Annotated in this window: 14 protein-coding genes; 11 read left to right on the top strand and 3 right to left on the bottom strand. The window is 62.0% G+C overall.

Translation table 11 applies throughout. The annotated features are described in order from the left end of the window. Window positions 1-35: 35 nt before the first annotated feature. Together uraH and DFR40_RS10065 are read left to right on the top strand one after the other, a co-directional pair. Window positions 36-389 carry a hydroxyisourate hydrolase gene (gene uraH / locus DFR40_RS10070; protein WP_121458367.1) on the top strand — a complete coding sequence of 118 codons (354 nt, stop codon included), beginning with the start codon at window positions 36-38 and terminating at the stop codon, window positions 387-389. Beyond that, window positions 389-1,588: a urate hydroxylase PuuD gene (locus DFR40_RS10065; protein WP_121458366.1), complete on the top strand. Its 1,200-nt coding sequence runs from the start codon at window positions 389-391 to the stop codon at window positions 1,586-1,588. Before uraH ends, DFR40_RS10065 begins: the two co-directional genes overlap by 1 nt. Window positions 1,589-1,600: 12 nt before the next feature. On the opposite strand, the gene gpt is transcribed toward DFR40_RS10065, so the two are convergent. Continuing rightward, window positions 1,601-2,113, bottom strand: coding sequence for a xanthine phosphoribosyltransferase (gpt, locus tag DFR40_RS10060; RefSeq protein WP_121458365.1), 513 nt, complete (start codon window positions 2,111-2,113; stop codon window positions 1,601-1,603). A 1,198-nt stretch (window positions 2,114-3,311) separates the two neighbouring features. Between gpt and DFR40_RS17005 the strand changes: the two genes are divergently transcribed. Continuing rightward, complete coding sequence (locus DFR40_RS17005; protein ID WP_147431316.1) at window positions 3,312-3,695, top strand: hypothetical protein; 384 nt, start codon at window positions 3,312-3,314, stop codon at window positions 3,693-3,695. Between the two features lie 416 nt (window positions 3,696-4,111). Here the strand turns inward: DFR40_RS17005 and DFR40_RS10045 are convergent, their stop codons facing one another. Continuing rightward, a complete protein-coding gene (locus DFR40_RS10045) occupies window positions 4,112-5,137 on the bottom strand; it encodes an IS110 family RNA-guided transposase (protein WP_121458362.1) in 1,026 nt (341 codons plus the stop codon). Between the two features lie 44 nt (window positions 5,138-5,181). Here DFR40_RS10045 and DFR40_RS10040 point away from each other — a divergent pair, with 44 nt between their 5' ends. The 3 genes from DFR40_RS10040 (at window position 5,182) to DFR40_RS10030 (ending at window position 6,852) form a co-directional block, all read left to right on the top strand. Then, the gene (locus tag DFR40_RS10040) at window positions 5,182-5,481 is read left to right on the top strand and encodes a hypothetical protein (protein ID WP_211329775.1); all 300 of its coding nucleotides are present in this window, start codon (window positions 5,182-5,184) and stop codon (window positions 5,479-5,481) included. 444 nt (window positions 5,482-5,925) lie between these two features. Next, a complete protein-coding gene (locus tag DFR40_RS10035; RefSeq protein ID WP_121458361.1) occupies window positions 5,926-6,300 on the top strand; it encodes a hypothetical protein in 375 nt (124 codons plus the stop codon). A gap of 66 nt (window positions 6,301-6,366) precedes the next feature. Continuing rightward, the gene (locus DFR40_RS10030; protein ID WP_121458360.1) at window positions 6,367-6,852 is read left to right on the top strand and encodes a YegJ family protein; all 486 of its coding nucleotides are present in this window, start codon (window positions 6,367-6,369) and stop codon (window positions 6,850-6,852) included. A 211-nt stretch (window positions 6,853-7,063) separates the two neighbouring features. Here DFR40_RS10030 and DFR40_RS10025 read toward each other — a convergent pair whose 3' ends face one another. Then, entirely contained in the window at window positions 7,064-8,497 is a 1,434-nt protein-coding gene (locus DFR40_RS10025) for an NCS1 family nucleobase:cation symporter-1 (protein ID WP_121458359.1), read from the bottom strand. Between the two features lie 319 nt (window positions 8,498-8,816). Here DFR40_RS10025 and DFR40_RS10020 point away from each other — a divergent pair, with 319 nt between their 5' ends. From DFR40_RS10020 to DFR40_RS10000, 5 genes are read left to right on the top strand one after another with little or no spacing between them, the layout of a single operon-like run. Next, the gene (locus tag DFR40_RS10020) at window positions 8,817-9,527 is read left to right on the top strand and encodes a GntR family transcriptional regulator (protein ID WP_121458358.1); all 711 of its coding nucleotides are present in this window, start codon (window positions 8,817-8,819) and stop codon (window positions 9,525-9,527) included. A 7-nt stretch (window positions 9,528-9,534) separates the two neighbouring features. Next, window positions 9,535-10,269 carry an aspartate/glutamate racemase family protein gene (locus tag DFR40_RS10015; RefSeq protein WP_121458357.1) on the top strand — a complete coding sequence of 245 codons (735 nt, stop codon included), beginning with the start codon at window positions 9,535-9,537 and terminating at the stop codon, window positions 10,267-10,269. A gap of 1 nt (window position 10,270) precedes the next feature. Beyond that, window positions 10,271-11,212: an allantoinase PuuE gene (gene puuE, locus DFR40_RS10010; protein WP_121458356.1), complete on the top strand. Its 942-nt coding sequence runs from the start codon at window positions 10,271-10,273 to the stop codon at window positions 11,210-11,212. Then, window positions 11,209-12,237: an allantoicase gene (gene alc / locus DFR40_RS10005; RefSeq protein ID WP_121458355.1), complete on the top strand. Its 1,029-nt coding sequence runs from the start codon at window positions 11,209-11,211 to the stop codon at window positions 12,235-12,237. Before puuE ends, alc begins: the two co-directional genes overlap by 4 nt. Then, a complete protein-coding gene (locus DFR40_RS10000; RefSeq protein ID WP_121458354.1) occupies window positions 12,234-12,728 on the top strand; it encodes an ureidoglycolate lyase in 495 nt (164 codons plus the stop codon). The genes alc and DFR40_RS10000 overlap by 4 nt, the downstream gene beginning before the upstream one ends. The last annotated feature ends 3 nt before the right edge of the window (window positions 12,729-12,731 follow it).

Raw genomic sequence — 12,731 nt, 5'->3', positions numbered from 1 at the left:
TCGGCGCATCTGCATTCGGTTACCGGAGAACGCCCATGGGCCGCCTGACCACCCACGTACTCGACACCGCCAGCGGCCTGCCCGCCGCCGGCATGGCCTTCACCCTCAGCCGCATCGACGGCGACACACGGCAGCCCCTGCTCGCCGGCACGACCAACGCCGACGGCCGCTGCGAGCGGCCGCTGCTCGCCGACGCGGCGCTGGTCGCCGGCGTCTACGAGATCGAATTCGCCGCCGGCGACTACTTCCGCGGGCGCGGCGTGGACCTGCCCGAACCGCCCTTCCTCGACCGCGTCGCGCTGCGCTTCGGCATCGCCGACGCCGGCGCCCACTACCACGTGCCGCTGCTCGTCTCGCCGTGGGCCTACTCGACCTACCGGGGCAGCTGATGGACTTTTCCTACCTGATCGACGTCGGCTCGCTGCTGCTGCGCTGGCTGCACCTGATCGTCGGCATTGCCTGGATCGGCTCGTCCTTCTATTTCGTGTGGCTGGATAATTCGCTGAAACCGCCGGTCGACCGTGAACTGCGCGAAAAAGGCGTCGGCGGCGAGCTGTGGGCGGTGCATGGCGGCGGTTTCTACAACCCGCAGAAATACCTGGTCGCGCCCAAGCAGCTGCCGGACGAACTGCACTGGTTCAAGTGGGAGTCCTACTCGACCTGGCTGACCGGCTTCTTCCTGCTCGGCGTGCTCTACTACGCGCAGGCGGCGACCTACATGGTCGATCCGGCCAAGGCCGACCTGGCGCCGACGACGGCGGTGGCCATCGGCCTGGCGACGCTGGCCGGCGGCTGGCTGGTGTACGACGCGCTGTGCCGGCTGCTGATGGGGCGCAGCCTGCTCCTCTTCGCCGCCCTCTATTTCATCTTCGTGGTCGCCGTCGCCTGGGCGCTCGGCCAGCTGCTCTCGGGCCGCGCCGCCTTCCTCCACGTCGGCGCGATGATCGCCACGACGATGAGCGCCAACGTCTTCTTCTGGATCATTCCCGGCCAGAAAACCACCGTCGCGGCCATGCAGCGCGGCGAGACGCCGGACCCGATCCACGGCCAGCGGGCCAAGCAGCGCAGCGTGCATAACAACTACCTGACGCTGCCGGTGCTCTTCTGCATGATCTCCAACCACTACGCCTTCACCTACAACCACCCGCATGCGTGGCTGGCGCTGGCGGCGATCATGCTCGCCGCGGTGCTGATCCGGCATTTCTTCAACCTGCGCCACAAGGGCGCCTTCGCCTGGCAATACCCGCTCGCCGGCGGGCTGATCCTGGCCGCCGTCTTCGTCTGGCTGGCGCCGGCGCCAGTGTCACGGTCGACCGTGGAAAACGGGCAAAAACCGGCGTTGACCGTCAACGACATCCAGCCGGTCGTGACCGCCCGCTGCAGCGGCTGCCATTCGGCCACGCCGACGCTGATGCCGGCGGCACCGGCCGGCGTCGTCCTCGACACGGCAGCGCAGATCCGCGCCCTCGGCCCGCGCATCCTGACGCAGACGGTGCAGCTGAAGGCGATGCCGCTCGGCAACGTCACCGCGATGAGCGAGGCCGAACGGCAGCAGCTGGCCGCCTGGGCGGCCGGCGGCTACCGCTGAGGCCGGCGGCGCTCAGGCGCCGCGGTTCTTCTTGATCGGAGCGACGAAGGTGTAGTCGATGTCCCAGGGGAAGTAGATCCACTTGTCCTGGTTGAATTCCTTGACGCAGAGATCGACCACCTCGCGCCCCTGCGGCTTGGCGTAGATCGTCGCAAAGAAGGCCTTGGGCAGCAGCTTGCGGATGACACGGGCGGTGTTGCCGGTATCGACCAGGTCGTCGATCAGCAGATAACCCTCGCCGTCGCCCTCGACCCCCTTGAGGATCTTCACTTCCTTGCGCATCGTCTGCGCGCTGTCGTCGGCAGCAGCTTCGTAGCTGGACGCGCAGATCGTGTCGACCAGGCGGATTTCCAGCTCGCGCGCGACCAGCGCCGCCGGAATCAGGCCACCGCGGGCGATCGCGATGATGCCCTTGAACGGCCCCTTCTCGACCAACTGGTGGCAGAGCAGACGCGTATCGCGGTGGAGTTCGGGCCACGAGATCACGATGTCGTCACGGTAGGGGCTGGCGGGCGAGTGTTCCATGGTGCTGTCCTGTGTTGGCAAAGGGTGAATTATAGAGGGCACAGCGCCATCCCGACCGAGTCGAGCAGCCGAAATCGGGGCGGATGAACGGCTCACGGGAGATTTTGGCCAACTGCTGCCGCTCAGAAAATTTCCGTAAAGCAGACTCTCAGCGGAATGTCCATTGCATGAACGCGTCAGTACAATGGGAAGCTGTCCGGTTTCAGTCTCTCGCCCATATGCTGCATAAAATCCGTTTTCCTGAAAAAACCCTGCAGGCAAGGGCTTCGGCCTGTCGCGTATGCCAGCTTATCGGACATAGGTCCAGCTTATTGGACACTTCTGTCGCCTACTACTAGTTGGGCGTCTCAACAACACTCATGACCATTGACGAAGACATCCACTGGCACGACTCATTGATCTTGAGCGTTCGCATTACACCCGAGAAAGATCTGATCGAAATGCGCCTCCTCTACCCGGAGGAGTGGCGATCCAATTCTTATGCGGAACGCACCGTGATTTTCGAGAATGCATACGGATACAAAGAATTTGAGGGGCCGCTTGAAGGCTCTCCAACTATCTTGTCCGTTGCCGTTGTGGCAACGCATGACAGGTGGTCACAGCTTCGTATTGAAACGAACGCCGGTTATCGGGAGGTATTCTGTGTCGACGCATACCTTAAGGCCCGGTAGTCCGCAAAGGCAAACATATCTATGTCATCACCGACGCCCAACCCATCATTCCACCGAACCTTGCGCATAAAGCCGCGCAAGTCCGGTGAATTCTCACGTTGAGCGTCATGAAACCCGCGAAATTCATAGCGCTAACGGTATTAGCTATCTCTGTTGGCGGTGTAGCTTCATGCTCATACACCGTGTCTCGGTATGAGCAAGCTTTCGAGGCCACCATTAAAGGCGACCCTTACTCGCTTGTAGTCCAGCGCTTTGGCGAACCAAGCGTCATCGAGTTTCCAGAGCAACCATTTTTACGCTATGCGATGCCAGCCCAAGCCTGTAGAGCACCATGTACTTTTCGAGTGTGGTGGGAGCATCCCGTATTCAAGACCCTCACTGCGTGGTCAGTAGAGTTCAACGATAAAAACCAAGTCATTCATACAGCCTATTGGTTTTCTACATGACTTCCGCGCCCAACACTGCAACCCACCAGATCTTCGGCAAGCTGCGCTTGCCTTCGTCCGGTATTTTCAACGTTATCCGTCATGAAACCGCTCTTGGCACGACTCATCGCCGCAACAGCGCTCTTGTTGCTAACCGCGTGTAATTTCACGCTCCCTCCCATTTCATCCGCTTTGGTGGAGCATCATTCATCGGGCAGCCCAATTTCCAAGGTCGAGCTAAACCAATCTCAAGCAAATGCGCTAATGGGCTGGTTCTCGCAGCACTCGTCCGGGTGGTCTTCTAGCGTGGTCAGCTATGTCCCAGCCTTGGCGGTCAGGATAAAACATTCCAATGGAGAGGTTTCGGTAGTAAATATCCTCGGCAACTCTGTGATCGTTTACAACAACTCGGGCCAATTCACCCAGCAGTTTGCCGAGTCTGATCTGTCCGCATTACGCGGCATCCTGGGGGGCGATGATGGCTAACATTGTGGTCAAAGCCCCTCCCTCCGGTCGCTGGACGTCACGCAAGCGGGCCGCCCTTCACCTCAAACTACAAGGGCTTCCCCGTTTTCCGCAAGCGACGTTCTGAAGTTTTATCGTTTCATTCCTGATCCTGTTTTCCTGCGATTCATCCATTCCTGCCGTGTCGATGCGAGAAGGTGAAGGACTGCGGTACTACAACCGGTCATTTGGGGCGTTTGCCCGGACCCTGATGAAAGACGCGCGCGGGGGCCTCATTCGTTAGCCGAGAGTGACTTCCTCTCCTGGAGGTGATCAGGCTCTCCCCGCGCGGGTCCAACCCGCTTCACATCAACGCTGGCAGTGCTTCGCTGGTCTTGGGCTGCCAGCGATCAGCCGGTGATTCCTTTCCGGTTTTTCCCTACAGACGATTTTGTGGTTCAGGCGGTCTCTTCGATGCGTCGGAAATCGTCGCCGTAGTGCAATACCGCCCAGGCGAGCCGCAGGTTCTTGGCGGCAATGGCAACCGCCGCTTTCCAGTAACCCCGTCGTTCGACCAGATTTCTGGCCCAGCGACTGAAGCGATCCTGCTTGTCGCCCAGTCCGGCGAGAACGGCGCGGGCGCCCATGACGAGCAGGCTGCGCAGGTAGGCGTCGCCGGCCTTGGTGATCCTACCCAGCCGCGCTTTGCCGCCGCTGCTATATTGGCCAGGAACGAGTCCGGCCCAGGCGGCGAGTTGCCGACCATTCTTGAAGTCGTGACCACCGCCCAGGCTGGCGACCAGGGCGCTGGCCGTGGTCGGGCCGATGCCGGGGAGTTGCATGAGTTGTCGGCTTCTGGCGTCCTGGCGGGCAGCCTGGGCAATGGCTTTGTCGTATCCCTCGATGCGTTCGTTGAGCCGGTCGGCGTGAGCAAGCAGGTCGCCGACGCAGCGGTTGGCCCAACAGGGAAGTGCTTCGAGATGGGCGCCGATTTCCCGGCGCAGGCGTTCGACTTTCTGCGGCAGAACGATGCCGAATTCGCTGATCAGGCCGCGCAAGCGGTTGTAGAGCGCGGTGCGTTCTTCGACAAAGCCCTGCCGGGTGCGATGCAGGCAGAGGATGGCTTGTTGATCGATGTCCTTGACCGGCACGAAGCGCATGTTGGGCCGGGTGACGGCTTCGCAGATGGCGGCAGCGTCGGCCGCATCGTTCTTGCCGCGTTTGCCGCTCATGCGGTACGGCGCCACGAATTTCGGCGCCATCAATTTCACGGTATGGCCGAAGCGGCTGAATTCCCTTGCCCAGTGGTGCGCGCCGGAACAGGCTTCCATGCCGATCAGGCAGGGCGGCAGGTGGGCGACCATTTCCAGCAGCTGACTGCGCGCCACCTTGGGCTTGATGAAAACCGCCTTGCCGCTCTGGTCAACGCCATGCAAAGCGAATACATTCTTGGCGAGATCGATGCCGACGGTGACAATATCCATGGACTTCCCCTTTCGAGCGAATGATTTGGTGTGGAAACTCAATCATGGCAGCGACCGCTGCACGCGGCTTCCGCCGCTACCTCGGGACGGGGAAGTCCCTTTCATTCGCTAGGACTCTTATGTCATCAGCACTAATACTTGGTGGATTTTTCCTGATCATCACAATGCAGATTGTGATTTTCTTTATTGCCGTCAAAAACTCACCGGGCAAAGCAGCCCTATGTCTTGTAATTCCCCTGTTTGTTTATGTCTATGCACAAAAAGAACCTCGTGCTAGACCATTTCTCTGGGCTTGGTATGGCGGCATATTCATGCTCGTGACCGGCGGCATTGCAGCCAGTTGAGAACAACATGAAAAAAACTGTGCCTCAGACTCTTAACCTTGCAATCGAACCTACCGGTCTGACGGCCGTCGGGTTATTTCCACTATCTGGAATCACAGCATGCTATTACGTTGTCCTTGTTGCTCCACTTTGATTCTGCCGCTCAAGGCAATGTTTAGTGGCTCGACTGGTCGCACTGAATGCCATGCCTGTAAATCAAATTTAGTTATTTCCCGCTCCTCTTGGGTAACGTGTCTAATCATTGTCGGCGGAGCAGCCACATATAGAGCTATCAGGTCTTATGAAAGCTTTGCCATTGCGCTCATCGCTGGTATCGCTATCGACATATGCCTATCAAAACTAGCAGTCAGTTCCTAACATTCCGCTCCAAGCGGCCGGCCCAGCTAGCACGTTAGCCATCTTATGACCGAAGTATTTGGATTCCCCATCGCGACGGCTGTCTCCATGGCCATGATCGCCATCGCCTATTTTTTCGCTGTGCACAGTCCTGTGCTATTAGCTCTAGTTGCTGTGTGGTGCCAGCGAAAGACAATGCCACGTCGAGTCTTGTTTGTTGGCACTGTCATGGGTGCAACATATGGCCTGCTCGTCGTGTTTCTCATGGCCATTTGTGTGCCAATTTCGGCCTTTCTGGTCTTCATCGTCCCGGCACTCAAAGACCAAGGTTATTTGAAAAACTCCGTCTTTTTAGCCGTCGCAGATTTTGTCGTTGCATGGTGGTGGGCTCTCCTGCCGTTTGCGGTTCTTTTCCCAGCCATCTTCATTTCGCGCTATTTCGCATCGCGGTGGAGCCGTATCGTCGAGGCGCTCAATGGCTAACACAATCCACCGGACCGTCAAAAAACTGCGCTTTTTGCCGTCCGCTGACCTTCCGTTAGGCTCCATATGCACTTCTCCAAGACTGTAATTGCTATTCTGTTTGCAACTATTTCATCTCTTGCATTCCCACAGCAGCGAGACGAAAACGAAATAGTGTTTGTTGGTACAACCGACCCAGACATGATTGCTGCAATCCAACATGCACGAACCACTCTGGTTGATTTCCTGAAGCTGGCGGCCAACCCTCCAGTCGGCACAGATGGCTACAAACTCAAAGTCATGGTTATCGACGGAGCCAAGACTGAACACTTTTGGGTCACCCCTTTCAAGGTATTGCCCGAAGGATTCGCTGGTGTTCTGGCAAATGATCCGAAAGTGGTAAGGAACGTCAAAGCGGGCCAAGTTGTGCGCTTTGATGACTCCCTAATCTCCGATTGGGGTTACACCAAAGATGGCCGGCAAGTCGGTAGCTTCACAGTCTGCGTCCTCTTCAAGAAAATGCCGACAGAGCAAGCTGATTACTACAGGAAGAACCATGGTTTCGATTGCTAAGCCCAACAAACGCTTCGAACCGACCGCCCAAAAGCTCCATTTTTGCTTTCCCTCCGCGCTGTGCGCTCGAAGACCTTCAAGCACGCCACATGCTCCTGGCCATCCGCCAATTCACCGCCACTCAACAACCAGCAAAACGCCATTTCCCGAGCTACCACCAGACACAAAAAAGCCGACCCGCAGGTCGGCTTTTTCGTTGCTGAAAACCTGATCAGGCGCTCGCTCCGGCCAGCGCCGGGCGGCGGCTCATCAGGGCGCTGTAGAACAGCCCGCCGAGCAGGCAGCCGATGAACCAGTTGAAGTCGGCCACCGCCTTGGCGCCCGACAGGGTGATGACGATGCCGATCAGCACTGCCGGGATCAGCGCGTAGACCGCCCGGCTGTTCACCCCCTTGTCGTACCAGTAGGCGCCGTCCGGGCTTTCGGTGTACAGGTCGTCGACGACGATCTGCTGCTTGCGCACCAGGTAGAAATCGACGAGCAGGATGCCGAACAGCGGGCCGATGAAGGCGGCCAGCATGTCGAGCGTGTAGTGGATCACTTCCGGCGAGTTGAACAGGTTCCACGGGGTGATGAAGATCGACGCGATGGCGGCGATGAAACCGCCGGTGCGGAAGCTGATGTGCTTGGGCGCGACATTGGAGAAGTCGAAGGCCGGCGAGACGAAGTTGGCGACGATGTTGATGCCGATGGTCGCGGTGACGAAGGTGAAGGCACCGAGCACGGCCGCCGTGGTGTTGTCGATGCGGCTGACGGTCTCGATCGGGTCGGTGATCATGTGGCCGAAGACCGGGATGGTGCCCGAGGTGATGACCACGGTGACCACCGAGAACGCCAGGAAGTTGACCGGCAGCCCCCAGAAGTTGCCGCGCTTCACTTCTTCCATGGTGCGGCCGTAGCGCGAGAAGTCGCCGAAGTTGAGCATCGGGCCGGAGAAGTAGGAGACGACCAGGGCGATGGCGGTGAGCATCATGCCCAGCGATTCGATCCCGCTGTACTTCACTTCGCCAAGGTTGAGCGAGATGTTCTCCGGACCGGCCTTCCAGACGATCCAGCCGGCCAGCGCGAACATCACCACGTAGACCGCCGGACCGGCCCAGTCGATGAAGCGCTTGATCGATTCCATGCCGTGCCAGAACACCGCCGCCTGCAGCACCCACATGGTCATGAAGCCGATCCAGCCGAGGTGCGACAGCCCGAGGAACTGGCTGTGCGCCAGGCTTTCCAGCCCGGGGAAGAAGCGCAGCAGGACGATGGTCAGCGCCGACGAGGCGAGGAAGGTCTGGATGCCGTACCAGGCGACCGCGATCAGGCCGCGGATGATCGCCGGGATGTTGGCGCCCCAGATGCCGAAGGACATCCGGCAGGCGACCGGGTAGGGAATGCCGGCCATCTGGCTGGGCCGGGCGACCAGGTTGCACAGGATGTTGACCAGGACGATGCCGACCAGCAGCGCGACCAGCACCTGCCAGCTGCCCAGCCCGAGGGCGAACAGGCTGCCGGCGAAGACGTAGCCGCCGACGCTATGCACATCCGACATCCAGAAGGCGAAGATGTTGTACCAGTTCCAGTTCTTGTCCTTCAACGCGGCGAGGTCCTCGTTGTAGAGGCGGTCGCTGTATGTGGCCGGCTTTATATCGTTCATCTGCTTTCCTTTCTAGGAAAAGGCGAGGGGTTGGGGTATGGTTGTATACAATCAACAAGGAAGCCCAAAAACAAACCGAAGCCTCCTTTTACAGCGACAACAGCAACGAACGTGCCACACCTCTTCGAGAACACCAGCAACGACCTGAAAGGGGCGCGGCAAGCGATGAAACAGAACACTTTTTATCAGAATCGTTGAAGAAAACAAAGTAGTTTGTATACAATGAAAAAGCAAACTGATTACAAGTTTGGTGCAGAATTGCCCCGGACTGCACCAAATTGAAGCCACCGACCAACCGCCAGACCACGCACTGAAGCACATGAAAGAAACCTCGCTCACCCCGGAACGCGACGAAACGATCTACAGCCACCTGCACGCCGCCATCTGCGATTCGCGCCTGCTGCCCGGCACCCGGCTGCCCGAGGACACGCTCGCCGAGACTTTCGGCGCCAGCCGGACGATCATCCGCAAGGTCCTGCAGCGGCTGGCCTACGACGGCCTGATCGAGATCCGCCCGAATCGCGGCGCGCTGATCGCCGAACCCTCGGTGCCGGAAGCGCGCGACATCTTCGCCACCCGGCGCATCCTCGAATGCGGCGCGCTCGCCGAAATGGCCGGCAAGGTCAGCGCCGCCGACCTCGCCGCGCTGAAGGCGATCAACGCCGCCGAGGACGAAGCCCAGCTGAAGGGCGACCGCGCCGCGGCGATCCGCCTCTCCGGCGAGTTCCACGTCCGCCTCGTCGACCTCGCCGGCAACGCCGTGCTCAGCGAACTGGTCGCCCGCCTGATCGCGCGCAGTTCGCTGATCATCGCCACCTACGGTTCGCCGATCTCGGTCACCTGCCGGCATTCGGAACACGAGCAGATCATCGACCTGATTGCCCGCGGCGCCTTCACCGAGGCCGCGCAATGGATGGGCGAGCACCTGACCACCATCGAGCGCAGCCTGCGCTGGGAACAGGAAACCCCCGACCTGCAGGCGGTCCTGCGCGAATTCATCGACGGCTCGGCGGCCGGTCGCGGCAAGTGAGGCGGCAATGCTGATCCACGTCATCAACCCCAACACCTCCGCCGCGATGACTGCCGGCATCGGCCGCGCCGCCGAACGCGTCGCCGCGCCGGGCACGCGCATTGTTGCGGTCAACCCGGCTGACGGGCCAATTTCCATCGAAAGCCATTTCGACGAGGCAGTGGCTGCGGTCGGCGTCTGCGAAGAAATCCTGCGCGGCGAGGCGGCCGGCGCCGACGCCTACGTCATCGCCTGCTTCGGCGACCCCGGCCTGGCCGCCGCCCGCGAGCTGACCAAGGCGCCGGTGCTCGGCATCGCCCAGGCCGCCTTCCAGGTCGCCGCGATGCTCGCCACCCGCTTCTCGGTGGTGACGACCCTGCAACGCACCGTGGTCATCGCCGAACACCTGCTCGCCGCCTACGGCTACGCCCACCAGTGCCAGCGCGTGCGTGCCGCCGAAATCCCGGTGCTCGAGCTCGAAGACGGCGCCGCCTGCAGCGGCATTCTGCTCGCCGAAGCGCGCCGCGCCCGTGACGAGGACGGTGCCGGCGCCATCGTCCTCGGTTGCGGCGGCATGGCCGACTACGCCGGGACAATGGGCGAGGCGCTCGGCATCCCGGTGATCGACGGCGTCACCGCCGCCGTCAAGCTCGCCGAAGCGCTCGTTGGCCTCGGCCTGCACACCAGCAAGCACGGCGATTACGCCTTGCCGCCGGCGAAGCCCTTCGCCGGCCGTTTCCAGCATCTGACCCGGAGTGCCTGACATGTCACCGACCCCCAGCTACCCGCGCGACCTCGCCGGCTACGGCCGCAATCCGCCGCACGCCCAATGGCCGGGCCAGGCCCGCATCGCCGTCCAGTTCGTCCTCAACTACGAGGAAGGCGGCGAGAACTGCGTGCTGCACGGCGACGCCGGCTCCGAGCAGTTCCTCTCCGAAATGTTCAACCCGGCCAGCTACCCGGACCGCCACCTGTCGATGGAGTCGATCTACGAATACGGCTCGCGCACCGGCGTCTGGCGCATCCTCAAGGAATTCGAGAAACGCGGCCTGCCGCTGACCGTGTTCGGCGTCGGCATGGCGCTGCAGCGCAGCCCGGAAGTCACCGCCGCCTTCGTCGAACTCGGCCACGAGATCGCCTGCCACGGCTGGCGCTGGATTCACTACCAGACGATGGACGAAGCGACCGAGCGCGAGCACATGCGCCTGGCGCTGGAAGTCATCGAGCAGATGACCGGCAGCCGCCCGCTCGGCTGGTACACCGGCCGCGATTCGCCGAACACCCGCCGCCTGGTCGCCGATGACGGTCGACTGCTCTACGACAGCGATTACTACGGCGACGACCTGCCGTTCTGGACCGAAGTCACCAAAACCGACGGCAGCACGGTGCCGCACCTGATCGTGCCGTACACGCTCGACACCAACGACATGCGCTTCTGCCTGCCGCAGGGCTTCAGCCACGGCGACCCGTTCTTCCAGTACCTGAAGGACAGCTTCGACGTGCTCTACGCCGAAGGCGACGAGGCGCCGAAGATGCTCTCGATCGGCATGCACTGCCGCCTGCTCGGCCGGCCCGGCCGCTTCCTCGCGCTGCAGCGCTTCCTTGATTACATCGAACGGCACGACCGCGTCTGGGTCTGCCGTCGCCTCGACATCGCCCGCCACTGGCAGGCGACCCACCCCTACCGCCAGGACGCCAAAAAATGATCCACGCCGCCCCCATCGTTTCCGCCGCCGCCGACCTGCCCGACTGGGCCAAACGTTCGGTCAACCTCGCCGACACCCGCATCGGCGCCCGCGCGCTGTTCGCCACCGACGAATTCTTCGCCCCGCTCGAACGCATGCTCAACCCCGAGCCGGCGGTCTTCGTGCCCGGCAAGTACGACGCCAACGGCAAGTGGATGGACGGCTGGGAAACCCGCCGCAAGCGCACCACCGGCTACGACTGGAGCCTTGTCAAGCTCGGCCGGCGCGGCATCCTGCGCGGCTTCGACGTCGATACCAGCCACTTCACCGGCAACTTCGCGCCGGCCGTCTCGATCGACGCCACCGACTGCGAGTCGGACGACCCCGAAGTCCTGGCCAAGGCCCGCTGGACGCGCATCCTGCCGTCCACCACGCTGACCGGCAACAGCCACCACCTGCTCGCCGTCGACAGCGCCGACACCTGGAGCCACCTGCGCATCAACATGTACCCGGACGGCGGCATCGCCCGCCTGCGTGCTTACGGGCAGCCGGTCGGCGTCTTCGACGCCAGCGAGCCGGACCGCATCTACGACCTCGTCGCGCTGGAAAACGGCGGCCGCGCAGTGGCCTGGAACGACGCCCACTTCGGCTCGGCGGCCAACCTGATCGCCCCCGGCCGCGGCATCAACATGGGCGACGGCTGGGAAACCCGCCGCCGCCGCGAACCGGGCAACGACTGGTGCATCCTGCAACTGGGCGCGCCCGGCATCATCGAGCGGGTCGAGGTCGACACCGCCCACTTCAAGGGCAACTTCCCCGACCGCTGCTCGATCCAGGCGGCGCGCATGGACGGCGGCACCGACCAGTCGGTGATCACCCAGAGCATGTTCTGGCCGGTGCTGCTCGCCGAACAGAAACTGTCGATGGACGCCATCCACACCTTCGACGGCCTGGCCGACCTCGGCCCGGTGACGCACGTGCGGCTGAACATCATCCCGGACGGCGGCGTTTCAAGGCTGCGCCTGTGGGGCAAGGTGGCCCGGTGAAAAAACTGCTTCCCGAGGCGTTGACCGTCAGCGCCTTCGCCCCCTACGGCGAGGTGATCTCGGTCGACGCCGCCAAACGGCACTTTTCCATCAACGGCGGCAACACCGAGCGCTACCACGACCTCGCCGAACTGGTGCCCGGCCCGGACGGCAAGATGATCGTCAGCATCTTCCGCGGCCAGCCGCGGCCGCTGCCCTTCGCCATCGAGATGATGGAACGCCATCCGCTCGCCTCGCAGGCCTTCGTGCCGCTCGCCGCCCAGCCCTACCTGGTGGTCGTCGCGCGGCCCGGCCCGGCGCCCGGCCCGGACGACCTGCGCGCCTTCCTCGCGCAGCCCGGCGAGGGCGTCAATTACGCGCCCGGCACCTGGCACCACCCGCTGCTGGCGCTCAACGAAATTTGCGATTTTCTCGTCGTCGACCGTAGTGGCCCCGGCCACAACTGCGACGAGACGCCGATCGCGCCGCCGGTGCTGCTGGCGCTGGCCTGAGCC

Source organism: Azonexus fungiphilus (assembly GCF_003634965.1).
GTDB classification, from domain to species: domain Bacteria; phylum Pseudomonadota; class Gammaproteobacteria; order Burkholderiales; family Rhodocyclaceae; genus Azonexus; species Azonexus fungiphilus.
This window is presented reverse-complemented; position numbering and strand designations above follow the sequence as displayed.